Annotated in this window: 21 protein-coding genes; 11 read left to right on the forward strand and 10 right to left on the reverse strand. The window is 33.4% G+C overall.

Annotated elements, in window-relative coordinates; genetic code table 11:
• Positions 1-87: 87 nt before the first annotated feature.
• Positions 88-2,511 (forward strand): CehA/McbA family metallohydrolase, encoded by a 2,424-nt coding sequence (locus ABD963_RS10160; RefSeq protein WP_345276860.1) that lies wholly within the window; start codon positions 88-90, stop codon positions 2,509-2,511.
• Between the two features lie 225 nt (positions 2,512-2,736).
• Entirely contained in the window at positions 2,737-3,696 is a 960-nt protein-coding gene (locus tag ABD963_RS10165; protein ID WP_345276861.1) for a tetratricopeptide repeat protein, read from the forward strand.
• Here the strand turns inward: ABD963_RS10165 and rsmG are convergent, their stop codons facing one another.
• Entirely contained in the window at positions 3,697-4,326 is a 630-nt protein-coding gene (gene rsmG / locus ABD963_RS10170; protein ID WP_345276862.1) for a 16S rRNA (guanine(527)-N(7))-methyltransferase RsmG, read from the reverse strand.
• A 142-nt stretch (positions 4,327-4,468) separates the two neighbouring features.
• On the opposite strand from rsmG, the gene ABD963_RS10175 reads away from it, so the two are divergent.
• Positions 4,469-5,569 carry a fatty acid desaturase family protein gene (locus tag ABD963_RS10175; protein WP_345276863.1) on the forward strand — a complete coding sequence of 367 codons (1,101 nt, stop codon included), beginning with the start codon at positions 4,469-4,471 and terminating at the stop codon, positions 5,567-5,569.
• A 23-nt stretch (positions 5,570-5,592) separates the two neighbouring features.
• Positions 5,593-6,777, forward strand: coding sequence for a pyridoxal phosphate-dependent aminotransferase (locus ABD963_RS10180; protein WP_345276864.1), 1,185 nt, complete (start codon positions 5,593-5,595; stop codon positions 6,775-6,777).
• A gap of 393 nt (positions 6,778-7,170) precedes the next feature.
• Here ABD963_RS10180 and ABD963_RS10185 read toward each other — a convergent pair whose 3' ends face one another.
• The 3 genes from ABD963_RS10185 to trkA all read right to left on the reverse strand — a co-directional run bounded on the left by ABD963_RS10185 (position 7,171) and on the right by trkA (position 10,507).
• Positions 7,171-7,425, reverse strand: coding sequence for a hypothetical protein (locus tag ABD963_RS10185; protein ID WP_345276865.1), 255 nt, complete (start codon positions 7,423-7,425; stop codon positions 7,171-7,173).
• 150 nt (positions 7,426-7,575) lie between these two features.
• Positions 7,576-9,069, reverse strand: a complete 1,494-nt coding sequence (locus tag ABD963_RS10190; protein ID WP_345276866.1) for a TrkH family potassium uptake protein — start codon at positions 9,067-9,069, stop codon at positions 7,576-7,578.
• Positions 9,070-9,157: 88 nt separating this feature from the next.
• Complete coding sequence (gene trkA / locus ABD963_RS10195) at positions 9,158-10,507, reverse strand: Trk system potassium transporter TrkA (protein WP_345276867.1); 1,350 nt, start codon at positions 10,505-10,507, stop codon at positions 9,158-9,160.
• Positions 10,508-10,644: 137 nt separating this feature from the next.
• On the opposite strand from trkA, the gene ubiE reads away from it, so the two are divergent.
• Both ubiE and porT read left to right on the forward strand, forming a co-directional pair.
• The gene (gene ubiE, locus ABD963_RS10200) at positions 10,645-11,370 is read left to right on the forward strand and encodes a bifunctional demethylmenaquinone methyltransferase/2-methoxy-6-polyprenyl-1,4-benzoquinol methylase UbiE (RefSeq protein WP_345277107.1); all 726 of its coding nucleotides are present in this window, start codon (positions 10,645-10,647) and stop codon (positions 11,368-11,370) included.
• A 4-nt stretch (positions 11,371-11,374) separates the two neighbouring features.
• On the forward strand, positions 11,375-12,106 hold the full coding sequence (porT, locus tag ABD963_RS10205) for a type IX secretion/gliding motility protein PorT/SprT (RefSeq protein WP_345276868.1): 732 nt from the start codon (positions 11,375-11,377) through the stop codon (positions 12,104-12,106).
• 2 nt (positions 12,107-12,108) lie between these two features.
• Here porT and ABD963_RS10210 read toward each other — a convergent pair whose 3' ends face one another.
• Positions 12,109-12,828, reverse strand: a complete 720-nt coding sequence (locus ABD963_RS10210; protein WP_345276869.1) for a TrmH family RNA methyltransferase — start codon at positions 12,826-12,828, stop codon at positions 12,109-12,111.
• Between the two features lie 170 nt (positions 12,829-12,998).
• Here ABD963_RS10210 and tamL point away from each other — a divergent pair, with 170 nt between their 5' ends.
• The 5 genes from tamL to ABD963_RS10235 all read left to right on the forward strand — a co-directional run bounded on the left by tamL (position 12,999) and on the right by ABD963_RS10235 (position 20,668).
• Positions 12,999-15,530, forward strand: a complete 2,532-nt coding sequence (gene tamL / locus ABD963_RS10215; RefSeq protein WP_345276870.1) for a translocation and assembly module lipoprotein TamL — start codon at positions 12,999-13,001, stop codon at positions 15,528-15,530.
• 122 nt (positions 15,531-15,652) lie between these two features.
• Positions 15,653-16,720: a class II fructose-bisphosphate aldolase gene (gene fbaA, locus ABD963_RS10220; protein WP_345276871.1), complete on the forward strand. Its 1,068-nt coding sequence runs from the start codon at positions 15,653-15,655 to the stop codon at positions 16,718-16,720.
• A gap of 221 nt (positions 16,721-16,941) precedes the next feature.
• On the forward strand, positions 16,942-17,799 hold the full coding sequence (accD, locus tag ABD963_RS10225) for an acetyl-CoA carboxylase, carboxyltransferase subunit beta (RefSeq protein WP_345276872.1): 858 nt from the start codon (positions 16,942-16,944) through the stop codon (positions 17,797-17,799).
• A gap of 154 nt (positions 17,800-17,953) precedes the next feature.
• Positions 17,954-18,223: a 30S ribosomal protein S15 gene (gene rpsO, locus ABD963_RS10230; RefSeq protein WP_345277108.1), complete on the forward strand. Its 270-nt coding sequence runs from the start codon at positions 17,954-17,956 to the stop codon at positions 18,221-18,223.
• A gap of 186 nt (positions 18,224-18,409) precedes the next feature.
• The gene (locus ABD963_RS10235; RefSeq protein ID WP_345276873.1) at positions 18,410-20,668 is read left to right on the forward strand and encodes a polyribonucleotide nucleotidyltransferase; all 2,259 of its coding nucleotides are present in this window, start codon (positions 18,410-18,412) and stop codon (positions 20,666-20,668) included.
• Positions 20,669-20,728: 60 nt separating this feature from the next.
• Here the strand turns inward: ABD963_RS10235 and ABD963_RS10240 are convergent, their stop codons facing one another.
• The 5 genes from ABD963_RS10240 to ABD963_RS10260 form a co-directional block, all read right to left on the reverse strand.
• A complete protein-coding gene (locus tag ABD963_RS10240) occupies positions 20,729-22,999 on the reverse strand; it encodes a right-handed parallel beta-helix repeat-containing protein (protein WP_345276874.1) in 2,271 nt (756 codons plus the stop codon).
• Between the two features lie 243 nt (positions 23,000-23,242).
• On the reverse strand, positions 23,243-23,638 hold the full coding sequence (locus ABD963_RS10245; RefSeq protein WP_345276875.1) for a hypothetical protein: 396 nt from the start codon (positions 23,636-23,638) through the stop codon (positions 23,243-23,245).
• 113 nt (positions 23,639-23,751) lie between these two features.
• On the reverse strand, positions 23,752-24,522 hold the full coding sequence (locus ABD963_RS10250; RefSeq protein WP_345276876.1) for an SDR family NAD(P)-dependent oxidoreductase: 771 nt from the start codon (positions 24,520-24,522) through the stop codon (positions 23,752-23,754).
• Positions 24,519-25,505, reverse strand: a complete 987-nt coding sequence (locus ABD963_RS10255) for an NAD-dependent epimerase/dehydratase family protein (protein ID WP_345276877.1) — start codon at positions 25,503-25,505, stop codon at positions 24,519-24,521. The genes ABD963_RS10250 and ABD963_RS10255 overlap by 4 nt, the downstream gene beginning before the upstream one ends.
• Positions 25,506-25,509: 4 nt before the next feature.
• On the reverse strand, positions 25,510-26,172 hold the full coding sequence (locus tag ABD963_RS10260) for a CPBP family intramembrane glutamic endopeptidase (RefSeq protein ID WP_345276878.1): 663 nt from the start codon (positions 26,170-26,172) through the stop codon (positions 25,510-25,512).

Consider the following 26,172-nt stretch of genomic DNA (forward strand, 5'->3'; position numbering starts at 1 on the left):
CCCGTCATTGACGGGTTTTTTTTATCATATTATAATTACATTTATAAATCTTCATACCTTAGTTGCATCCTTAATAATTATTTTTCTATGAAAAAATCTCTTGTCACCAGCTTAATTATTCTTTTTAATGTTTTAACTATCTCAGCACAATGGTCAAATAGGTATCCTAAAGTGGATGGTTTCGGTCATCACGTTTATTTAGAAGGATACGAATTACCAGTATTAAACGCTGGTCCAACAGATCCCGCACCGTCTCCCAAAACTAATACTATAGCTTTTTCGGCTAAAGGATGGCTATGGCTATATAACACAGAAACAAAAGTAGCCAATAGAATAACATCATCTTCCAGCATGGATTCAAAACCAAATTGGTCCCCAGATGGTAATCAAATTGTATTTGTAAGAGATAATAGTTCAGATACAAAAATCATGCTTTTTGATGTAAACTCAAATAAAGAAACCACCCTTATTGATACTAAAGCTCTCGATTTAGACCCCATATTTTCTAGAGATGGAAATTCTATTTATTATGCTTCAGCAGAAAAAGGTTCTATCGATTTATGGGAAATAGACTTGTCGACTTTAGAAAAAAAATTGATTACAAAAAATGATGATTTAGAGCGATTACCAATAGCCATGAACTCAAAAGACTACCTTATTTATCTTAAGAAAAAAGGATTTTCATATGACTCTATTGAATTATTAAATTTGGTCGAAGGGACTTCTAATCCTTTAGCTGAGGAAAATTTTACATCTCAAGCGGCTTTTACATTATCACCAGACAACCAGACCTTAGCATATACTTGGCCCAAAGATGATTACTATGAAATACGATTACTAAATGTATTTTATCCAGAAAGCAATCTATTATTAACCAAAAGCAACAATTTACCCTTATCCCCAAAGTTTAGTGCGGATGGCCAGTGGGTTTATTTTAACGAGACTAATGACGATGAAAGATCTGAATTGAAAAGAATAAGAATAAATGGAGGGCTTACTGAAACCCTGAGTATTTATAAATGGAATTTCGGCATTCCAACAACAAAGATAAAGATTGTAAGCAAAATTGATGGAGAAATAATACCTGTAAGGATGAGTATTACCGACCTGTATGGACATCCCATTGTTCCAGAAACTGGTATTGTGCATTCTGATGGTCAAAATGGGGTAGTATTCTTCTATTCTCCAGGAGAAATTGATATAGAGACTACGCTTGGGGAGATAATTATTACAGCTGTCCACGGTTTTTCTACAGAAAAAAAGGTCCAAAAAGTAGTGGTAAATGAATCTTCTGGACTAATTGAAATAAACTTGAAAAGAATTTGGAACGCCAGAGCCCATGGATGGTATTCAGGAGATAATCATTTTCATATTAATTATGGTGGTACAAATCAATTGGAACCGAATGACATCGTTCTTGATTTGAAAGCTGAAGATTTAGATGTAGCATTCCCACTTTTAGCCAATTTGGGAAACAGATTTCTTCAGCAAGATTTATGGGATTGGAAACGGGAGGAATTACCAATTATCCAATTTGGACAAGAAATCCGCTCTCATTTCCTTGGACACCTGGGATTGATTGGCACCAAAGATCTTTTTTGGCCTTGGGTTTGGGGACCCAGGTATGACATTTATGGAAATGATGACAGACTCAATGCAGAGCCTTTAAATTTTGCAAGAAACCAAGGTGCTTTGGGTGGTTATGTGCATCCAGTTAGTGTTCGCAATCCTTTTAGTGAAAATGGCGCTAAACGCATTCCAATAGCATTAATTGCTGATAGCGTTTTAGAAGAATCTGACATCATTGAATTAGGTTGTTTATGGTCCGATGAAATTGGAACTGCAGAAGTTTGGCATAAAATTTTAAATATTGGTATTCCATTAAATATATCCGCGGGAAGCGACGTCATGAACAATTTATATAGAACTATGGCTATTGGGGCCATTAGGGTATACACGAAACCTAAAGGTGATCTAACTGTTGAGAGTTATTTAGAGGCGTTAAAAAATGGAAAGAGTTTTGTTTCTAATGGGCCACAAATAGAATTTAAGGTTAATGACAAGGAAGTCGGCGATATTATTAAGACTAAAAACAAAAAAGTTAAATGGACGCTAGATGTTCACTCACCTTTACCCTATGATAAGGTGGAGATTTTTGTGAATGGTGAAATAATTAACACCCAAAAAGGGAACACCAAATCTGGAAGCAAAACTTTTAATGGTTCTTTTGAAGTTCCTTCTGGAGGCTGGGTAACAGCCCGAGTCTCTGGTGGTAATATAGAATGGCCCTTAATGGATAGTTATCCATTTGCTGAAAGTAGCCCTATTTGGTTTAATAATTTAGGAAGTACAACTTCAGTTACAGCAAAAAATGCGGCTCAAGATTTATTAAAATTGCTTTCTGTTTCAAACGAACGCTTAATTCAAGGCTATGGAGATATACCTATCCCTATACTTACAGAGCATTTCGAAAAAGCAAGACAAAAGCTATTAAAGATTATTGAAGAATAGGCACCTATAAAAATCGAAGCATCCCTTACAATTCTATTTTTTCAAGTTATTTATTAGTTTGTTTAATTCTGGCTGGATGACTGTTAAATAAATATTTACGAAAAATTCATTCAAATTATTACTGACCAAGGCTGATTAGTTCATTATGAAGTTATCTTTAAATAAAAAAATATGTTAACTTTAATTGCAAAAAAAATACGGCATATTATTTGTTGCGTTAAAACTATGAGAAAAAACTTTATTCTTTTAATTGCCCTTTGCCCAATTATTAGTCTTGGGCAAGCAAACAAAATATTCAGACAAGCATCTCGAGAAACAGATTTATCAAAAAAAATAGAGCTATACACTCAGGTTATATCATTAGAGCCTAGTAATTTAGATGCTTACTTTTACAGGGCTATAGCTAAAAATGATTTAGGTGATTTTAGCGGAGCTATTGTTGATTATTCTAAAATTATTGTAGAGGAACCTGATGCTGACACATACTACAATAGGGGGAATTCAAGATATAGCTTAAAAGATTTTCTAGGTGCCAAGGACGATTACGCCAAAGCTTACATGCTTGATAAAAACTTTTTGGACGCCCTTTACAGCCTAGCATGCGTAAAGTTTGATTTGGGCGAATATGAAGAGGCCATTGAAGATTTAAGCAGCCTTTTAAAAATTTCGCCTGAGCTGTCACACGTATATACCTTAAGAGGTGCAGCCTACAAAGCGTTGGAGAAATATCAAAACGCTCTGAAAGATTATACTGCGGCTATATTTATAAACCCAAGTGTAGATACCTACTATAACAGGGGGGTATTTTTAATGGATGTCAAATATTACGAAGAAGCCAATAATGATTTTAAAAAGGTCTTGAGAGCAGACCGAAATAATGCCTATGGTTATTTTTATAGTGGTGCCTCAAATTTATTTTTAGGAAAATTTTTGAATGCTATTGAAGACTTCTCTAAAGCCTTGGAGTTTGATTCGGTAGATTTTGATGCTTATCTGGGCTTAGCTATGGCGTATAATAGAATTAATGATATTGAAAAGGCTAAGGCAAATTTTGATAAAGCCAATGCCATTATTTCTCCAAATGAAGCCATAAATACTATCGAAAAATATGGGAATACTTATTGGTATCAAAACCAATATTATTATTTCAATAATCAAATAAATGAGTTGGCAGGATTAAGATAATTATCCTTTGAATTTTAGCGGTAAATAAACCAATTTCTTAGTTTCGTAAAAATCTTCTTCAAAATAATCTATTAGATTATAAATGATTGTGGTTTTGTAATCTTTAAGCTCTTCTGTTAAATCACCGCCTTTTAAATATAAAATACCGTTTTTAAGTTCGTGCTTTTGTTGTTTTGCAATTTTACCTTTTACCCAATGTACAAATGTTGGCATGGCAGCTACTGCCCTACTCACAATGAAATCAAAATTACCATCAATATCTTCAACCCTGCTATGTGTTGTTTTAACATTGGTTAAACCTAAGCCTTCAACAACCTCATCAACCACTTTCAGCTTTTTTGCAATACTATCCACTAGATGAAATGAACATTCTGGAAACATGATAGCTAAAGGGATACCGGGAAATCCTCCACCTGTACCGACGTCTAGTATGTTACTACCGTTTTTAAACTGAATTATTTTTGCTATTCCCAAAGAATGTAAAACGTGTCTTAAATAAAGCTCATCAATATCTTTCCGCGATACCACATTAATCTTTAAATTCCAATCTTGATAAAGAGATTCAAGTTGTTTAAATTGGTTGATTTGAACTTCAGTTAGGTCAGGAAAATACTTTAGAATAAGGTCCATTCTTGTTAAATTTTCAACAAAAATATACTTTTTAAATACATTTTTTTACAAAAAAACGTTATAAGTATAGCTCGTTTATACCTATATTTGTTGCGTGTAGGTTATTCGAATTTCTTTGAATATCTATGTAAAAATTAATAGTATGACTAAACAGACATTATCTTTCTCCAGAACTGACTCCGCAAAATTCTTTAGAACCCTTAACAAACGTGTTAACGATTATTTTAAAGACAATAAAGTAAAACGAACTGGAAACTGGAAAATTTGGGTTAAAACTATTGTAATGTTCACATTATTTTTAACACCTTATTTTCTAATATTAACTCTTAATATTCCAGGCTGGGCGCAATTATTACTTACCATAATTATGGGAATAGGTATGGCGGGAGTCGGTATGAATGTCATGCATGATGGAAACCATGGTTCATTTTCTAACAAAGAATGGATTAATAGGTTAATGGGAAGCAGTATTTACATTCTTGCTGGAAATGCATACAATTGGAAAGTACAACACAACGTGCTTCATCACACTTACACCAATATTCATGGCCATGACGAAGATTTAGATGCTGGTCGTATTTTAAGATTTACAGAACATTCTGAATGGAAATGGCATCACAGATTTCAACACTACTATTCTGTATTATTATATGGATTGCTAACAATAAATTGGGCCATTACTACCGATTGGCAGCAAATGAGACGTTATATGAAACGTAAATTATCATATGGCAAATTTCCAAATCCTGTATGGAATTGGAGCAAACTAGTAATCTCTAAAATTATTTATGTTGGCATTTGGATTGTAATACCTATGATATTTTTAGAAATTGCTTGGTGGAAAATTTTATTAGGTTTTTTTGTAATGCATTATACAGCTGGTTTAATTTTAAGTGTGGTTTTTCAATTAGCTCATGTTATGGAAGATGCCGAAATGCCATTACCGGAACAGGATGGCACTATGAAAAATACTTGGGCTATCCATCAACTAAAAACGACTATTAATTTTAGTACAAATAACAGAATTGTTAACTGGTTTACTGGCGGATTAAATCATCAAGTAGAGCATCATATATTCCCGCATATCAGTCATGTTCACTACACTAAAATATCCAAAATAGTTAAAGAAACAGCCAAAGAATTTAACTTACCATACAACGAATATAAAACAACCCGTAAGGCCATTATTGCTCATTTTAAATACTTAAGAGAAATGGGAATGAAACCTGCTTTACAAGTCTAACAACAATTATTTATTATAATTTAATGCAATTACTATCAGACAGAATTTTAAACATGGCTACGTCTGCTACGTTGGCTATGGCTGCAAAAGCACGTGAGCTTAGAAGCGAAGGAAAAGATATTATCGGTTTAAGTTTGGGTGAACCAGATTTTAATACACCTGATTTTATTAAAGATGCTGCTATTCAAGCCATTCATGAAAACTACAATTCCTATTCACCTGTTGATGGTTATGGAGAATTGAAAGAAGCCATTATTACTAAATTCAAACGCGATAACAACTTAACTTACACACCTAATCAAATTGTTGTTTCTACAGGCGCTAAACAATCCTTGGCTAATATCGCTGCAGTATTAACTAATAAAGGCGATGAAGTTATTTTACCATGCCCATACTGGGTAAGTTATGCCGATTTAATAAAACTTAACGATGGTATTCCTGTTGAAGTTAAAACTTCTATAGATACAGATTTTAAAATGACACCTTCACAATTAGAGGCGGCTATTACACCTCATACTAAAATGCTTTGGTTCAGCTCTCCTTGTAATCCAAGTGGCTCGGTATACAGCAAAAAAGAATTAAGAGCTTTAGCCGATGTGCTAGTAAAGTATCCAAATATTTATGTGGTATCAGATGAGATTTACGAACACATAAACTATGGAGATGGTCATTCAAGTATGGCTGAATTTGAAGACATGTACGATAGGACCATCACGGTGAACGGAGTTTCTAAAGCCTTTGCAATGACGGGATGGCGTATTGGATACATTGGAGCACCTGAAAAAATAGCTCGTGCCTGTAATAAAATGCAAGGACAAATTACGAGCGGAGCAAACTGTATAGCACAACGAGCCGTTATTACGGCATTGAATGAACCAGCTTCACGAGTGCAATATATGATTGATGAATTTAAAGTGCGTCGTGATTTAATACTAGATTTACTGAGCAACATACCTGGCTTTAAAACCAATATACCAGAAGGGGCATTTTATGTGTTTCCTAATATCTCTTATTACTTTGGAAAAACATTACGCGGTAAAACCATCAAAAACGCATCTGATTTCTCCATGTATTTATTAGAAGAAGCATTAGTAGCCACAGTAGATGGAGATGCTTTTGGAAATGCAGATTGTATACGTATTTCCTACGCCGCTTCGCAAGAACAAATTGTTGAAGCTATTAGACGTATTAAAGAAGCTTTAAGTTAGAAAGTAAAAATAAATCCAATAAAAAAGCCACTTAAAGTGGCTTTTTTTATTAGGTTATTAGTATCAATAAGATTCATATACCTATTTCGCAAATCGCAAATAATAAAAATTGTTTGCTTCCTATAATTCTATTTTCCTCTGAAATAATATTCCTTATTGCAAGTAACTGCTCAAGAAGTAGCTTTTGGAAATTGTTTCAATTCAAAATTCGAATAGCTCCCTGATAATGGTTTTTTATCTTTCCTCCTAGACAGAAGGCTTCTATTGTTCTTTAGAGAATTATTGGCAGCAACCATCGAACCTTCACCTCCCATGATTTCTGTTTTTAAAAATATGCTTATCTGTATATCTTTTTTAGGAAATGTTACAGAGAATACTTTGTAATTTAAGAGATTAATTAAATATTAAAATCATTAAGGTAAGAAATACAGATAATTTTAAAGCCACGCCTACAGAACAACAATTAGTAAAATTTCTGTTTTTAATACGCTGTTTTATATTGAAAATTGAGTTTGTATTCTTTCCATTGTAATTATCTTTTACAATGCTTTTATAGCTTGAATTTAAAAAACCAGAATATGTCATTATTGGTTCTTCTACCTGTTTAGGTAATGGTTCTAAATCCTGTGTTGTTAATACTAAGTCCATGATTGATGGTTTTTAATTGGTTACATACTTAAGACGCCTGTACAATAAAATTGTTACATCAATCAATTTATAAAGCACTAAAAATCAACTAAAAACCTTTGTGGCTCTTTGATTTTATTGACCAAATCAAACTAATAAAAAATTGAAAAATTATCTGTTTCTCCAGAAAAAAGGTGTTAATAAAATAAGTACGGTAAACAATTCTAGACGACCAATAAGCATTAAAAAAGAGGCCCACCATTGTGCCAAAGGTGGTAATGCAGCATAATTGTTTACGGGACCAAAATCCCCTAATGCTGGCCCCACATTACCCAATGTGGAAGCCGCTAAACCAATAGAGGATTCAAAATCTAATTGAAACATAGAAAAACCAAGAGAGCCTATAATAAACGATAGCATGTATAGTATAAAAAAACCTAAGATATTGAAAACAATATCACCCGAAACTGCTCTTTTGTTATAACGAACGGGCAAAATCGCATTGGGGTGTAACGTACGCTTGAACTCTAAAAAGCCATTTTTGATCAACATTAAATGACGAACGACTTTTACACCACCTGAAGTACTACCAGCCGAACCTCCCAAAAACATAAGCCCGAAAAAGAAAACCGTTAAAAAAGGTGTCCATAAAGTATAATCTGCAGAAATGAAACCTGTGGTAGTAATAACAGTTAAAACTTGAAAAAGGCCATGCCTAAAAGCACTTTCTGCCTCTCCCCAAACCATGGGGTGGTCAACAGAAGATAAAGATACATCAGCTCTAAAATAAATGATTAAAGCAGCAATCAATGTAAAAATAGCTATGAATTTAAAATATAGCTTGAACTCTTCGTCATGAATAATTTTTTGAATCTTACCCTTAAAGGCGAAATAACTCAAAACAAAGTTAGTTCCAGCTAAAAACATGAATAAAATTATAATATATTGAATAATGGGCTGATTATTCCAATAAGCTACACTGGCATTTTTTGTAGAAAAACCTCCTGTTGACAATGTAGCCATAGAATGATTTATCGCATCAAAAAATGACATGCCTGCAAGCTGTAAAAAAATAGTTTCGGCGGCTGTATATCCAAAGTATATTAGCCACAAACGCTTTGCAGTATCTGTGATTCTTGGATGTAATTTATCGGCACTTGGTCCTGGAGCTTCGGCTGCAAAAAGCTGCATACCCCCTATTCCCAGTAACGGTAAAATAGCAATAGCCAATACTATAATACCCATACCACCTATCCAATGTGTTAAACTTCTCCAAAATAATACACCCTTGGGAACCACTTCAATATCATTTAAAATAGATGCGCCTGTAGTCGTATAACCAGATATGGTTTCAAAAAAGGCATTTGTAAAACTTGGTATGCTGTCTGTTAAAACATAAGGTAAAGTACCAGATAAGGACATTATTATCCACCCGAAGGCAACCACAATATAACCTTCACGTTTATTCATTTCCTTATTGTGATTTCTGGTTAAAACCATCATTAGCAAACCAATAAGAAGTGTGGTAATTCCAGCTAGAAAAATCTGAAGGGTAACCCCATCTTTGTAAACTAGGCTAATGAGCGCTGCTAGAAGCATAAACCCGCCATTGAATAATAGAAGAAGTCCTAAAAAGTGAAAAATAATTTTGTAGTTGAGTTTCATGTGATAGTTTCTATTTTCAAATCAAGGACACATGTGATTTCTATATACTATTTTTTTCAAAAACATATTATATTTTTGGATATTTCATTTATCGAAATAATTTTTCAACACCTTTTATAGATTGCAATAAGCTACAAACCACTACTCTATCGCCTTCTTGTATTTTAAAACTTCCTAAAGCTATCATACCTAAACCATTTCTTATAACACCACCAATAATAGCAGAACGAGGAAAATCGATATCTTTAATATATTTATTGCAGATAGCTGAAGTTGATTTCACTTCAAACTCCAACAATTCAGCATTCATATTGCTTAATTTGGTCATGGCTACCACTTCGCCCTTTCTTATGTATCTGAAAATATTGTTGGCTGCCAAAAGTTTTTTATTGATAAGAGTCTCTATACCAACGGAATGTGACAGTTCAAAATAATCCATATTTTCAACTAAGGCAATGGTTTTTTTTACACCTTTAGATTTAGCGACCAAACAAGACATGATGTTTGTTTCTGAGTTTCCACCAACAGCGATAAAGGCATCCATATCACTAATGTTTTCCTCGTCCAATAGGTCAACATTTCTACCATCACTGTGAATAACCAAAACATTAGGTAAATCATCAGCTATATCGAAGGCGCGTTCTTTATTTTCAACTAAAAGTTTGACATTAAATCCCTTATCACATAAATCTCTGGCTGATTTGAATCCTATTTGACTACCGCCCAAAATCATAACATCCTTTATCTCTCTGTTAGCTTTGCCAGTAAGCCTACACAATTCCTCTCCACCGCCTTCGGAGGTAATAAATACCACATTATCACCCCTTTCAAACTTAGTATCACCCCTGGGAATAATAGTATATTGAGTTCCAAAACGTTGAATAGCTATAGGAACAAAGTGTATCTCATGAAAAATTTTGGCAGCTTCTTTTACTGTTTTTCCAACAAATGATGCTGATCTGGAAAGTGTTAAACCTACCATGGTAAGTGCTCCTTCTTCAAATTCGTATGTGTCATTAAATGATGATTGTTTTAAGGATAACTCAATCTCAGACGCTGCTAAAGATTCTGGGGAAATCAATTCGTCAATACCAAATTTGGTAAATCCTACCTCATCCTTATGGGTAATAAATTCAGTATTTGTAATCCTGGCAATAGTTTTTTTAGAGCCCAATTGTTTGGCCAAAACACAAACTGTAATATTAGTCGTTTCACTAGCCGTAACGGCTATAAATAGGTCGGAACTTTCAACTTTGGCGTCTTTTAAAATACCAATAGAAGTAGCATCACCCCGAATAACTTTAATATCTAAATGCGTATCAGCGTAGGCTAAACTCTCTTTGTTGATGTCTATTAACGTAATCTCTTGAGATTCATAAGACAATAATTTTGCTAAATGAAATCCAACTTCACCAGCACCGGCAATAATAATCTTCATTATTTAATTATCATAAAAAAGTGAAACAAATATACTATAAAATAAATATTGCTATGTAAAATTGAATCATTATAATTATTTAAACACGTATTATGTAATGCTTTTCTAAAAGGTTATATTTGCAGAAAAACAAAGAATTGTCAAAAGTAAAGCCTTACAAAAACAGCGATTTAGGTAAAAAAGAACAAGTTACCCAAATGTTTGATACCATTTCCAGTGATTATGATGGTTTAAACCGTGTTATTTCCTTTGGAATAGATATTAAATGGCGAAAAAAAGTAGTTAAATTAGTAAATGAAAGTAATCCAGAAACTATACTCGATATAGCTACAGGAACTGGAGATTTAGCCATCAATTTAGCAGAAACAAATGCCAAAAAAATTATTGGGTTGGATATTAGTAGTGGTATGCTTGAAATTGGAAAAGAAAAAATAAAGAACAAAGAACTAGACTCTAAAATTGAAATGATTTTAGGTGATAGTGAAAATATGCCTTTTGAAGACAACTCTTTTGATGCCATAACGGTTGCTTTTGGTGTTCGTAATTTCGAAACGCTTGAAAACGGGTTGAAAGAAATTTACAGGGTACTAAAAACCAATGGTACTTTTGTTATTTTAGAAACTTCAGTTCCAACTAAAAGTCCTTACAAACAAGGTTATCATTTTTATACCAAATATATTTTACCCTTAATAGGCAAAGCATTTTCAAAAGACAGAAGTGCCTACAAGTATTTAAGCGAGTCCGCTTCAATTTTTCCATATGGAGAGGCTTTAAACAATATTTTACGTAAAATTGGGTTTATTAATGTTGAGGATTTTCCGCAAACTTTTGGAGTTGCGACAATTTATAAATCATCCAAGTAACCATATGAAGCATTTTTTTGCATTACTCTCATTTCTGCTAATCACACAAACCTCTAATGCGCAACTTTTTAAGAAAGAAAAAGTAACCTATGATGCCAATCAAGGAAGAGGCTCTACGGACAATAATTTATTGCGATGGGGTTATTTTTTAGGGATTAGCAATTATGATTTTAATTTTGATTACAATGAAGATTTAAGGGATATTTATGTTAAACGTAGCCCTGGGTTTAATGTTGGTTTAATAGGTAACTTAAGAATTAACAGTTTTATAGATTTACGTTTAGAACCCGGTTTACTTATCACTACTAGAGAATTATATTATAGCCAAACGTATTTCAATGGCATACCTGATGTGAAAAGTAATGATTTGATTCGGGAAGTAAAATCAACTTACATACACATTCCGTTATTGGTCAAAATTTCAACAAAACGTATTAATAATTTCAAACCTTTTATAGTTGGAGGCTTTTCAACTGCCTTAAATTTGTCGAGTAACGAAGATAACCCTGAAGACAATAGTAACGGACAATTCAGAACCACTAAAAACTCCATTTTTTATGAACTAGGTTTCGGGATTGATTTATATCTTTACAATTTTAAATTCACACCTTCCATTCGTGGGCTTTTTGGAATAAACGATGAATTGGTAAGGGATAAAGACCCAAATAGCCCCTGGACGAGCAATATTGCAGGCATGAGAACTAGAGGCGTTTTTGTGAATTTCACTTTTCAATAGGGTTAACATCTCCTAAATTCGCTCAACAAAATGGCAGTTGCGGTGGCTACATTTAAACTTTCCGTTTGTTGTAAACTTCCAAATCTGGGAATAGATACTTTTTCTTTAACGAAGGCTTCCACTTCTTTTGAAATACCATTAGCTTCATTGCCCATAATTAAAATCCCATCCTTGAGATTGGTTTTCTTGTAAATATTCTCACCTTCCATAAACGCTCCATATACAGGCATAGACGAATCTTTCAAAAATTCCACCAAATTAAGATATGAAATATTGACTCTAGTTATAGAGCCCATAGTAGCTTGTATCACCTTGGGGTTGTAACAATCTACTGTTTCATTGCTGCAAACCAAATCTTTTACACCAAACCAATCGCAAAGTCTAACAATAGTCCCCAAATTTCCTGGATCTCTAATAGCATCCAATGCAATAATTAATCCTTTATCTTCTATAGGTTTAGGAGTTGGTATTTTAAAAACTGCCAAAGCCTTATTGGGCGTCGTTAAAAAACTAATTCGTTTTAATTCGGCATCAGAAATTAAAACTTCATTTTTGGCATCAATATTGAATGTCTGTGTCGTAAATAATGTTTGAAGTTCTAAACTAGATTGCAATAATTCGGTAATGGTTTTAACACCTTCAACCACAAAAAAACCGTATTGTTGTCTAAATTTTTTGTGCTTTAAACTCGTTATTAATTTTAACTGACTCTTGGAAAGCATCTGTTCTTTATTAATTTTTTATAAAGTAAAGAAAATATTAGTAAGATTCCTTGGTCATGTATTTTTTAAGTACTTTTTTTTAGATAGAATAGTGTATTTTTGAGCTATTAAATAGCTTTTAAATTATCCATTAAAATAAAATCTATAAATCGAATAAACATCTTTTTCATTTGAACAAACAACTCTCTAAAATACTGATTTTAATATGTTTAATTGAATGTTTTACATCTTGTAATGTTGTTAAGCGAGTGGCGGATGATGAATACTTACTTACAAAAAACACCGTAATTGTTGATGGTGAAAGAGATAATACGGAAACCATAAACAATCTACTGTATCAAAAACCAAACAGTAAATTGCCAATTATAGGCAACCTAAGACTTAATATTTACAATTTAGCGCGACCAAATATTGACTCCATAATTGAAAAAAACTTAACCAAAAGACCCAATAAACGAGAAAATTATGAGCAACTTTTATCTCGAAAACAATTAAATAAATACATACAATCCCGTAAAGATTTTAATGCCTGGTTAAAAAAAACCGGTGAGGCTCCTGTAATAGTTGATATAAATAAAACCAAAAGGTCTGCGAAGCGACTTCAAGATTACTATATCAATAATGGTTGGTTTGATGTAGAAGCTTCTTATGAAATCAAAAAAAATGAAAAAAAACGGGCCGAGGTTGAGTATTATGTTAAAAAAGGTCCTTCTTTTATTATTGATTCAATTACGGCCAATATAAAGTCACCGATTATAGACACTCTTTATAAAAACATTAAAAAAGAGGCTTTAGTTAGGTCTAACGAACAATACAAAACGTCAGATTTTAACCAAGAGCGCGACAGAATAACCAATGAGTTGCGAAACTCAGGTATCTATCATTTTAAATCAGATTATATTACTTTTGAGATAGACACTATTGGTACCAACAAAAAATTAAATGTTGATATCAATATCCAAAACAGAACTATAAGAACTCCAGATTCTGTTAGATATGAACCATTCAAGGTCTACACCATTCGGGATGTAAATATTATTGCGGATTATACTTTTGAAAACCGCGGGAAACCATTTCAAGATTCCATATCCTACAACGGTTATAAAATATATAGTTACAACAAAATGCGTTACAGACCTAAAGCTATTAGTGATGCCATTTTTATAAATCCAGGGGATATTTTTAGGGATATTGATAGAACTAGAACATATAGGCATTTAAATGAATTACGAACCTTTAAATACCCTAACATTGATTATATTGAAAATCCAGATAACACGCTTTCGGATACCATAAGGTTAACCCCATTAAAAAAGTTCAGTTTGGGGTTCAGTGCAGATGTTTCACAAAGTAATATTCAAACCGTCGGATTTTCATTAAACCCCAGTTTACTTATTAGAAATATTTTTAGAGGAGCTGAAACGTTTGAAATATCAGCCATAACATCCATTGGTGCTTCAAAAGATGGAAATAGAAATAATATGGACGACCCATTTTTTGATATTAATGAATATGGAATTGATTTGAAATTGACTATTCCCAGGCTATTTTCACCTTTTTATACTGAAGGCTTTATTCCAAAATATATGTCGCCCAGTACAAGAATAAGCTTATCTACAACAAGTCAAACCAATATAGGGTTGGACAAACAAACCTTGAGTGGTATCCTTAGTTACAATTGGTACCCAAACAAAAAAGTATCCAATAGGTTAGATGTGTTTAATATTCAATATGTTAGAAATCTCAATGTCGATAATTATTTTGGAGTATACCAAAATTCGTTCAACACATTGAATGCTATATCTTCATCTTTAAATTACAACAATGGCAATGACTTATTATTTCCTATTCAAACAGATGCTTTCATAAACGATGTGTTAAACAATAACACCTCTTTAACTCCAAATGATGATGGTTACAAAACAGTAGCCAGCATCAATGAACGGAAACAACGTTTAACAGAAAACAACTTAATTATATCATCAAGCTATAATTTTACAAATGATGAACGTACCAATTTATTTGATAACGATTTTTCAATTTTTCGTGCAAAACTAGAATTAGCCGGAAACTTACTTTCAACATCTTCAAGACTCTTGGGATTAAATAAAAATACCGATGGACGATATGAATTGTTCAATGTAGCTTATTCTCAATATATAAAAACAGAGCTTGACTATATAAAGCATTGGGATTTAGGCAACAAAAATGTATTGGCAATAAGGAGTTTTTTAGGTATAGCCATACCATATGGTAACTCCAATAACATACCTTTCGCAAAAAGTTTCTTTGCAGGTGGCCCCAACGATAATCGTGCTTGGACAGCCTACAGTTTGGGTCCTGGAAGCTCAGAAACCACCAATGAATTTAATGAAGCCAATTTAAAATTTTCATTCAGTGCAGAACAGCGTTTTAATATTTTTGGAAATCTAAATGGAGCCTTATTTGTTGACGCAGGTAACATATGGAATGTATTGGACAATGTAGAAGATGAACGTGCTACTTTTAATAATTTTAGTTCTTTTGAAGACATTGCTTTAGGTTCTGGTTTTGGTTTACGCTACGATTTTAGTTTTTTTGTATTCAGGTTTGATGTAGGATTCAAAACTTATGATCCTTCTTACCAAGATCAAAATAGATGGTTTAATGATTATAACTTCTCCAATGCTGTTTATAATATTGGGATAAACTATCCATTCTAGATTACTTTTAACTACATCGTTTTAGTCTAGTTTTAAGATTTTCAATCTATAAAACATCAACTACTTATTTAAAAATTGATTACTTTTGGAACATACTAATACAAATCAAAAAATTAACAAAAATGGGACACAACATAAAACCAGGAGTTGCAACAGGAAAAGAAGTACAGGCTATTTTTAACCACGCCAAAGCTAATAACTACGCTTTACCTGCTGTAAATGTTATTGGTTCAGATACTATAAATGGGGTTTTAGAAACTGCAAGGGATTTAAATGCGCCTGTAATCATACAATTTTCAAACGGTGGTGCACAGTTTAATGCAGGAAAGGGATTAAGCAACGAAGGCCAAAAGGCGGCTATAGCTGGTGCTATTGCAGGGGCTAAACATGTGCATACTTTGGCAGAGGCTTATGGAGCAACTGTTATTTTACATACCGATCATTGTGCTAAAAAACTATTGCCTTGGATAGATGGTTTATTGGACGCCAGCGAAAAACACTTTGCTGAAACTGGAAAATCACTTTTTAGTTCACATATGATCGACCTTTCTGAAGAACCTATTGAAGAAAATATTGAAATTTGTAAGACCTATTTAAAACGTATGAGTAAAATGGGTATGACATTAGAAATTGAATTAGGTATTACAGGTGGTGAAGAAGACGGCGTTGATAATAGCGATGTAGATGATTCTAAACTATACACACAACCAGAAGAAGTGGCTTACGCTTACGAAGAATTAAGTAAAGTAAGCTCACAATTCACCATAGCAGCAGCTTTTGGGAATGTTCATGGGGTATACAAACCAGGTAACGTGAAATTAACACCAAAAATACTAAAAAATTCTCAAGAATATATTTCAAAAAAATATGGAGTTGAACATAATCACATAGATTTTGTGTTTCATGGTGGATCAGGTTCAACTGTTGAAGAAATTCGCGAAGGAATTAGCTACGGTGTTATCAAAATGAACATAGATACCGATTTGCAATATGCCTTTATGAGTGGCATCCGCGATTACATGAGTGACAAAAAAGATTATCTACAGGGACAAATTGGAAATCCGGAAGGCGAAGACTCTCCAAATAAAAAATATTACGACCCACGTGTTTGGTTGCGCGAAGGAGAAAAAACATTTGTAGCTCGTTTAAAAAAGGCGTTTGAAGATTTAAATAACGTCAATACTTTATAAATCATCCCCTTTTATAACATTAAAATAATCTCGTTTAAACTTCAGGTAAGATTAAACGAGATTATTTTTTTATATTGTAAGAAATCACTAAAGACTTTTATTAAATTTTGATTTTAAAACATAAAAAAAGTAAATTTTTATGTTTTACATTTGCAGAATAACTAACTAAACCTTCGATTTTTATACTTTGTTAAAATCGTATATCTAAAATTATAAATCATATGTCTTGGTTTAAAAGAAAAACTAAAGGAATTACTACTACCACTGAAGAGAAAAAAGATACTCCCAAAGGGCTCTGGTATAAATCTCCAACAGGTAAAATAGTAGACGCTGATGAACTTGAGAAAAACTTTTATGTAAGTCCGGAAGATGGCTACCATGTTCGTATTGGCAGTAAAGAATACTTCGAAATTCTTTTTGATGATAATAAATTTAAGGAATTAGACGCCAATTTAGATTCCAAAGACCCACTTAAGTTTGTGGATACCAAAAAATATCCAGACCGCTTAAAAGCAGCACAGGAAAAAACCAAATTAAAAGACGCGGTTCGTTGTGCTGTTGGAAAATCCAAAGGAAAAGATTTGGTAGTGGCCTGTATGGATTTTGCCTTTATTGGTGGTTCCATGGGAAGTGTTGTAGGAGAAAAAATTGCGCGCGCTGCAGATTATTCTTTAAAAAACAATATCCCATTAATGGTTATTTCAAAATCTGGTGGCGCACGTATGATGGAAGCCGCTTTATCGCTTATGCAATTGGCAAAAACGTCTGTTAAATTAGCACAATTAGCTGATGCTGGCATACCATATATTTCGTTGTGTACAGATCCCACAACTGGAGGAACCACAGCTTCTTTTGCCATGTTAGGAGACATAAACATCGCAGAACCCGGGGCTTTAATAGGCTTTGCTGGACCACGCGTTGTAAAAGACACTACTGGTAAAGATTTACCTGAAGGTTTCCAAACCTCAGAATTTTTACTGGAACATGGCTTTTTAGACTTTATTACGCTCCGAAAAGACCTAAAAAATAAGGTTAACCAATATTTAGATTTAATTCTGAATCAACCTTTGAGAGCATAAGACAGAGTTCATGTTTATAACTATGGTTTATAGTGGTATTAACCATTGTAAAATTTTTAACTTTTAAGGTTTAACTTTCAACTTAAAAGCACTATATTTGCCGCTCGAAAGAAAGTCTTTCGTGTACATAACAATTATTTACATAAATATTAGCATGTATTTAGCAAAAGAAGTAAAAGAAGAAATCTTCGCAAAACACGGTAAAAGTAAAAACGATACTGGTAGTGCAGAAGGACAAATTGCGTTATTTACGCACAGAATTAATCACTTAACTGAACACTTAAAAAATAATCGTAAAGACTATAATACAGAGCGTTCATTAGTAAAACTAGTAGGAAAGCGTCGTGCTTTACTAGATTACTTAACTAAGAAAGATATCTTAAGATATCGTGCCATAGTAAAAGAATTAGGATTAAGAAAATAAGAAGAAGAGGCTTTTACAGCCTCTTTTTTGTTTTAAACATAACTCAGCGAAGAGTATAACTTGCATTGAAGAAGCTTAACACAGTTTTTCATTGGTCACACAACAACTACACGCAACAACACAACGACCATTGTTTAACATTGTTCTGACGAATTTAAAAATGTCAGGATTAGAATTAAAAAATTTATGATTCCAAAAGTTTTTAGAGAGGTCATAGACCTTGGTGACGGTAGGGAAATTTCTATCGAAACCGGAAAATTAGCAAAGCAAGCGCATGGTAGCGTTGTAGTGCAATCTGGAAAATGTATGTTATTATGTACAGTAGTTTCCAATTATCAACAAAGTGATGTAGACTTTTTACCTTTAACAGTAGATTATCGTGAGAAATTTGCTGCTGCAGGTCGTTACCCAGGAGGTTTTTTCAAAAGAGAAGCTAGACCGAGTGATGGTGAAGTATTGACTATGCGTTTAGTAGACCGCGTATTACGTCCATTATTCCCAAAAGATTATCACGCCGAAACACAAGTCATGATCCAGTTAATGTCGCATGATGAGGATGTTATGCCAGATGCCATGGCTGGATTAGCAGCATCTGCTGCTATTCAATTAAGTGATATTCCCTTTGAAACACCAATATCTGAAGTAAGAGTAGGTCGTATCAACGGTACATTTATAATCAATCCAACTCAGGCCCAACTATTGGAGTCTGATATAGATATGGTTATTGGAGCTTCATCGGATTCTGTTATGATGGTTGAAGGTGAAATGAAAGAGATTTCAGAAGAGGAAATGGTAGAAGCCATAAAATTTGCCCATGATGCTATTAAAGTACAATGTGCGGCTCAAGTAAAACTGGCTGAAGCTTTTGGTAAAAAAGACATTCGTGAATATGAGCCAGAACGCGAAGATGATGCATTGTCTAAAAAAATTCATGATTTAGCATATAACAAAGTATATGCAGTTGCTAAATCTGCATCTGCTAAACACGAAAGAGGTGCTGCCTTTGCTGAAATAAAAGAAGAAATTAAAGCTACGTTTAGTGAAGAAGAACAAGAGGAATATGGCAGTTTAATTTCTAAATATTATAGTAAAGCTGAAAAAGCTGCTGTTCGTGATTTAACTTTGAATGAAGGTTTACGTTTAGATGGACGTAAAACAACTGATATCAGACCTATTTGGTGTGAAGTGGATTATTTACCTTCTACACATGGTTCTTCAATCTTTACCCGTGGAGAAACTCAAGCCTTGGCGACAGTAACTTTAGGAACATCCAGAGAAGCAAATCAAATAGATATGCCATCTTTTGAAGGTGAAGAGCGTTTCTATTTACATTATAACTTCCCTCCTTTCTCAACTGGTGAAGCCCGCCCATTAAGAGGCACATCACGTCGTGAAGTTGGACATGGAAATTTAGCTCAAAGAGCTTTAAAGGGTATGGTACCTGAGGACTATGCTTATACAGTAAGAGTTGTTTCTGAAGTGTTAGAAAGTAATGGATCGTCATCCATGGCAACTGTTTGCGCTGGCACGATGGCGCTTATGGATGCTGGTGTGCCAATCAAAAAACCAGTGTCTGGAATCGCTATGGGACTAATCACCGATACTGAAACTGGTAAATATGCCGTATTGTCTGATATTTTAGGAGATGAAGATCATTTAGGAGATATGGACTTTAAAGTAACCGGTACTGCCGATGGCATTACAGCTTGTCAAATGGATATTAAAGTAAAAGGCTTATCTTATGAAATTCTTGTGAATGCTTTAAAACAAGCTCAAGCTGGAAGATTACATATTTTAGGAAAATTAGTAGAAACCATCGCACAACCAAATCCTGATGTGAAGCCTCATGCTCCTAAAATGATAACCAGAATCATACCAAACGAATTTATTGGTGCCTTAATTGGTCCTGGTGGAAAAGTGATTCAGGAACTACAAAAAGCAACCAAAACTACCATTGTTATTAATGAAGATCCTGTTACTGAAGAAGGTATTGTTGAAATTTTAGGCACGAATCAAGATGGTATCGATGCGGTTTTAGCAAAAATAGACTCCTTGATGTTTAAACCAGAAGTTGGTGGTACTTACGAAGTAAAAGTTATTAAAATGCTTGATTTTGGAGCTGTTGTAGAATATACACAAGCGCCAGGTAATGAAGTGTTGTTGCACGTAAGTGAATTGGCATGGGAACGCACTGAAAATGTGAGTGACGTTGTTAATATGGGAGATGTTTTTAATGTAAAGTATTTTGGCGTAGATCCTAAAACACGTAAAGAAAAAGTATCTCGTAAAGCCTTGTTGGAAAAACCAGAAGGTTATGTTGCTAGACCACCAAGAGATAATTCTAGGGATAACAGAGGTTCTAGGGATAATAGAGGTAGAGACAATCGAGGACGCGACAACCGCAGAGACGATAGAAGACCTAGAGACGATAAGAAAGAAGATTAATTTCTTCAATTAAAAAAAACCGCTTCAAAAATTTTGAAGCGGTTTTTTTATTTTATACAGTTAGTAAATTATTATTTTATCTACAAACACATATTGTCCAACTTTTGCTACAATAATCTTTACGCCTGTTCCCAAATTATTAGCATCCATACTAATATCTTCACTAGAATAAAAATCCTTTTTAGCTAATAATGCACCCGTCATATCATAGATATAAAGTCCTGTATTTTTATATTCTATTTCTTTATTAATAATCAATCTAAGAGTTTCATTAGAAGAAATAATAGTTTTCTCCAAATGAGCTTCTACCTTATTTAAAAATGTTTCAGATTTTGTACTTAATGTCGCTTCGTTTACAGAAACCACTTCAATTTTATCGATTATACCTTGCTCAAACATTATGGTATTGTCACCATTGTTTAGCGTTTTAATAATAGGAAAACTTGTTGGAATCCCTGATTGATAACAGTAAGCATCTGAATATGGCAAAATTATAGACTCCGTTTCTCCTGCATTTACAGTTACCTTTAAACTAGATTTAAAGGGATTTGCATAAAACACATTGATTAAATATAAATCTGTACCAGATACATTAACATTATTAAAAGTTAACGTTTGTCCTGCACTTCCAACATTCACGGCTTTTCCTCCCGAGCCGTTAGTGCAATTTATTTGACTACCTCCCAAAATAATACCTGATTCCGCTTCATAAGTAACTCCAGTTGGAATACTGGGCTCGCCAGAACCATTATCTGCCCCTATATTTGTTGCTCCTGATAAATTTACAGGATTGCCATAAATATCTTTTGTAGCATTGGATGTAATTGCACTAAATATACCTAAACCAGCCAAAGGGAAACTTGGCTCTGTAAAACTCAATGCGGCACCTAAAGCGGGGCTACCAGTTACCAGTTTATATCCTGAATAATGCCTTCTTCCTGGATCCAACAACAAAGGAGATTGAATGATTTTGGTCGCATCTAAATTTTTAAAATTTACTTTAATGGTTCCTCCATACATAATATTTCTAGAAAAATTAGGCGTATTCACATCAAACAAATAAGCCTTTTCACCAAGTTTAGCAGCGGGTTCTAAATAAATGATATTATTCATAAAATTTAAGGAAGCGGCTTTTAAACTAATTTCTGAATCACCAATCACATTTTTATAGTCTTTACCTTGATAAATGGTATTGTTATAAATGAAGACATTGGTACTCTTAGTTGGAACAAATGCATAATCACTTACCCATAATAATTTGTTCTTACCTCCTCTATCTAAGGTTCCATCATTTACACTGATGTTGTATCTCCATATGATATTATCATTAGCACCTAAAGTCTCACAGAATCCACCAGCAGAATCTTCTGAATAATTGTATTGAAATAAAATATTAGTATTACCATAATCTACATGCATCCCAGAAGAATCACCATCGCCTCGAGCATGTTGAGAACTATTATATTGGGCAACCACATCATCTGAGCCAAAAACCCACATACCACTTCCTCTTCCTGTCATTCTTGGGTCAGAATTAGAACCGGTAAAACGCATAAGGTTTTTTTCATAAAGTACTCTTTTTGAAGCGGATATTATTGTTCCAGAGCCTCCAAGGTCAATAAACTTATTATTTCTTATAATAGCATCCGAAACATATTTTCTGAGCCAAATGCCACAACGCTCTATATCTGTAAAATAACAATCTTCAATAATAACATCATTTACAAACGCATCAAGAAAATAAATACCCGTTGTACGAATATTGTTAAAAGCAGTTCCATTACTATTAACCGAATAAATATTTTGAACCACTAGGTTAGAAAACCTGAAGTAATTAAATAGCACTGCATCTTCAAAGTTACCCGAACCTGGCAACGTTTTAAAGCTTTGTATATAGATCCCAAAAGATTTGTCATCATCTGTACCTGTAGTATCAAACCTTGCATTTTCAATTTTTAAGTTATGAAATTCCAAATATTGCTTACCTATTATTCTTATGGTGCTTAATGGGTCAGGGTTCCCATTAGGTCCATCACTTGCACTTAAAACTGGTAAATCTCCTGTACCATAACTATCATAAATAATTGGGGCCCCATTAGCTCCTGATTGAGACACCACTATTTGCCCTATAAATGTATCTCCTCTTTTAAACAGAATTTTATCTCCTGCAGCGAGTGACAGACTATTTAATTTTGAAATGGTCTGAAAAGGACTGCCTTCATTACCTGCATTAGAATCATTTCCCTCAGAACTACTGAAGTAATAGGTGTTTTGTGCAAAAGAATAACTAACACAAAACACTAAAAAAATTATTGTAATTTGCTTAATCATAGATACTAAATTTAATAGATACAATTTAGAACATCGGCACTAAAATTTAGGCTCTTTATAGGTCAATAAAAGGGTCAATAAAACCACATGATTCCATTACAAGTTACCCAATGTAAATAGTTTTCCAATTAATAATCTAAGAGATGACCGACACGATGATTGAAAACCTGGGGAGGATAATTAACTTCATTTTAACTCTAAATAAGTAAGAGAGGCACTGTTACTAGAACATTTTTCATAATATCAAAATTTATAGACAACAGATACTTTCATTTGATAAGCATTTGCCTCTCCAAAGTTGTTATCAAATTTTAGCATTCCAATGTTATATATGGCTTGAATTTTAATTTTTTTATTTGGTTTCCATCTTGCTTTTGTGCTGAATCCAAAATCAAAATCGTCATACCAATCTTGCCATTTTAAATTCGGAGAAACCGTATTGAACGTTTTAGCAAAAAGCCCACCTAATTGAGGTGCCATGGTTAAATCTATCCACTCAAATAACTTGAGTGCATTGTTCATGCTAAAATTGTTGGATTTGTTATCAGAAATATGCCAATCAGCAATTTGTCTTTGGTTTTGTGATTGAATGAGATGTATCATAAAAACGAATACTAAAGTTATAAAAAGTGTTCTCATCTTAATTTCTATTTTGGTTGTTTCTCTGATACAAAATTGCCACATCTCTACATAATTAGTGTCCGAAATAATATTCCATAGATGATTTAGGACATATCCGGACACTTAAAAACTCAAACAGCGTTTGCTGTAAGTCTATTTTTAATGGCGGTTGGAATTATACTATCCAAAAACATAAACACCTTATTCATAGCTCCTGGAATAATTACTTCCTTTTTATTAAAAAAGCTTTTAAGCGTTTCTTTAGCTGCAGTCTCAGGATCTAGTATAGAGGTTCTCGATAACCATCCTAACTTTCTATTTTGAATACACAGCCCCGTAGTTGTATTCATTCCTCCAGGACATACAATAGAGACCCATACACCATATTTTTTAATCTCTTTTCTTAAACTTTTCGAGAAGGAAAGCAGATATGCTTTTGTACCGCTATACACCTGTTTTTTTGGCAAATGGAAAAAACTTGCCATACTACTCACATTTAAAATTCCTGATGGCGCATTGGTTTTAAAATCCTCCAAAAACAATTTTGTGAGTATTGTTGGAGTTGCTACATTAACATTAATTTGGGTGAGAAAATAATCTTCAGATAAATCTTCAAAATAACCCCTACTTAAAACCCCTGCATTATTTAACAAGTATTTTATGGAGGCATTTTGCGCTTTAATATATTTATAAAGTAGGTTGCAATTTTCTTTTGTACTTAAATCCATTTCAAAGGCTAGAACATCTATATTAAAATTAGATTTTAGAAAATCTCCAAGTTCTATTAAACCAGAATCTGTTAATGCCACTATTATTAGATTCATTGATTGTTTAGCGCACTCTATAGCCAATGATTTGCCAAATCCCGTGCTTGCTCCTGTTATTAAAGTGTAAGTTTTCATGATGATAGTTTTAAAAATTGAATCGTTTCTTGAAGTCCTACTTCTAATGTGGTAGGTTGGTAGTTTAATTCCTTTTGCGCCTTTTTGGACGACGAAATACGGTTCACGAAAAGAGAATCTAAAATCCTCGGCGTTATGGAAGGCGCGGCATTTATAAGCGCATGAAAAAAGGACGAAATGGAGAAGATTGTTCTTATAACTTTGTAGTTTATTTTCACAATTCTGATCCTACTCTTTGTTAAATTCTTAACTAGGGTAAACAATTGCTTATAACTAACATTTTCACCTCCAATAATATATCTGTCAAATTTTACAGAACTTTGCATTGCCAAAAGATGGGCATTTATGACATCCTTTATAAATACATAATTAGATGTACTTTGTAATCTATTAGGCACTATTAAAAAATCATTCTTATCAAACATTGATATTAGCCTGTTCACACCATTTGAAAATGTTGCCAAACCAGGACCATACACCTTTGAGACATTAAGAATAATACAGGAAAGCCCCTTTTTAAAATAGCTGTAAACAATCTCTTCAGACATACTTTTGGTTAGCTCATAATCGTTTGCATATGAAGCAATTCTGGGTTGGGTTTCTATTATAGGCACCTGTTTATACGAAGGTCCATAAGTTGATAATGTGCTGGTATAAATTACTTTTTTAACTTGATGATGTAAAGCCGCTTTAAGCAAATTTTCAGTACCCACAACATTGGTGCTGTAGAAATTCTCAATGCTTCGGCATTTCAAATTGGTATAAGCAGCTGTATGGAATACATAATCGCAATTTTCAATAGCCTTCAGTATAGATAGATAATCGCAGATATCGCCTTGAAAAAGGGTAATATTATCATGCTTAGGAACTTTAAATGAGCCCAAATCTCTTACTAGTGCATGCACTTTAAACTTGTTTTCTGCCAATGTTAGAGCCAATTGATGACCTACGTATCCAGTAGCTCCAGTGAGTAAAACGTTCATAATATTATGTTTTTAAGGTTTGATGATAAAAAATTGATATTTCGTAAACTGCAGAAAGTGCTAAGTGAATTGCAAAAACATACCAAACACTTTGTGTTTGATAAGCTAGAATACATAAGACTATGCCAAATGGAATGGTGCCAAGAATCTCTTTCTTCGAATCAAATAAGTGAATGACTAAATAAGCCATAACACTGAATAGAATAGCATATGTAGGGTTATAATATTCCAAAAAACTGAAAAGAAGTACACCTCTAAAGAAAAACTCATACCAGAACAGAAATACAAATCGAATTATAAAGTATAGCCAAGCCTCTGAAAATGAATAGTGGCTAATTCCTCCTTCTGATTGAATAGTGCCCTTTACAGAAACCCACGAAATCAATGCACATACTATTGCTAATACCAAAAAAGGTATCAGAATTTGTAATCGTGGAACTTCAAGACTAGTTATTAAGTTCCTTAAATCGGGAAATAATATATAAAATAACACTCCGAAAAGCACAATTCCCAAACTGTGTTTTAAGTTTAATAATCTCAGTCCATTTCTAATTTGCAATGCTTTTTGAAGGTTAACCACCTCTATCCTTTTATATACCCAGCTTACCAAAAAATAGGTAATGAAAGCCATAGTTATTATTATCCATTTATTTTCTACTGTTATCAT

Origin of the sequence: Litoribaculum gwangyangense (genome assembly GCF_039543505.1) — a bacterium.
Lineage (GTDB): Bacteria > Bacteroidota > Bacteroidia > Flavobacteriales > Flavobacteriaceae > Litoribaculum > Litoribaculum gwangyangense.

Coding starts and splice junctions, on each gene's coding strand:
- ABD963_RS10160 (WP_345276860.1), top strand. CDS start 88: ATGAAAAAATCTCTTGTCACCAGCTTAATTATTCTTTTTAATGTTTTA.
- ABD963_RS10165 (WP_345276861.1), top strand. CDS start 2,737: ATGAGAAAAAACTTTATTCTTTTAATTGCCCTTTGCCCAATTATTAGT.
- rsmG (WP_345276862.1), bottom strand. CDS start 4,326: ATGGACCTTATTCTAAAGTATTTTCCTGACCTAACTGAAGTTCAAATC.
- ABD963_RS10175 (WP_345276863.1), top strand. CDS start 4,469: ATGACTAAACAGACATTATCTTTCTCCAGAACTGACTCCGCAAAATTC.
- ABD963_RS10180 (WP_345276864.1), top strand. CDS start 5,593: ATGCAATTACTATCAGACAGAATTTTAAACATGGCTACGTCTGCTACG.
- ABD963_RS10185 (WP_345276865.1), bottom strand. CDS start 7,425: ATGGACTTAGTATTAACAACACAGGATTTAGAACCATTACCTAAACAG.
- ABD963_RS10190 (WP_345276866.1), bottom strand. CDS start 9,069: ATGAAACTCAACTACAAAATTATTTTTCACTTTTTAGGACTTCTTCTA.
- trkA (WP_345276867.1), bottom strand. CDS start 10,507: ATGAAGATTATTATTGCCGGTGCTGGTGAAGTTGGATTTCATTTAGCA.
- porT (WP_345276868.1), top strand. CDS start 11,375: ATGAAGCATTTTTTTGCATTACTCTCATTTCTGCTAATCACACAAACC.
- ABD963_RS10210 (WP_345276869.1), bottom strand. CDS start 12,828: ATGCTTTCCAAGAGTCAGTTAAAATTAATAACGAGTTTAAAGCACAAA.
- fbaA (WP_345276871.1), top strand. CDS start 15,653: ATGGGACACAACATAAAACCAGGAGTTGCAACAGGAAAAGAAGTACAG.
- accD (WP_345276872.1), top strand. CDS start 16,942: ATGTCTTGGTTTAAAAGAAAAACTAAAGGAATTACTACTACCACTGAA.
- rpsO (WP_345277108.1), top strand. CDS start 17,954: ATGTATTTAGCAAAAGAAGTAAAAGAAGAAATCTTCGCAAAACACGGT.
- ABD963_RS10235 (WP_345276873.1), top strand. CDS start 18,410: ATGATTCCAAAAGTTTTTAGAGAGGTCATAGACCTTGGTGACGGTAGG.
- ABD963_RS10240 (WP_345276874.1), bottom strand. CDS start 22,999: ATGATTAAGCAAATTACAATAATTTTTTTAGTGTTTTGTGTTAGTTAT.
- ABD963_RS10245 (WP_345276875.1), bottom strand. CDS start 23,638: ATGAGAACACTTTTTATAACTTTAGTATTCGTTTTTATGATACATCTC.
- ABD963_RS10250 (WP_345276876.1), bottom strand. CDS start 24,522: ATGAAAACTTACACTTTAATAACAGGAGCAAGCACGGGATTTGGCAAA.
- ABD963_RS10255 (WP_345276877.1), bottom strand. CDS start 25,505: ATGAACGTTTTACTCACTGGAGCTACTGGATACGTAGGTCATCAATTG.
- ABD963_RS10260 (WP_345276878.1), bottom strand. CDS start 26,172: ATGATAACAGTAGAAAATAAATGGATAATAATAACTATGGCTTTCATT.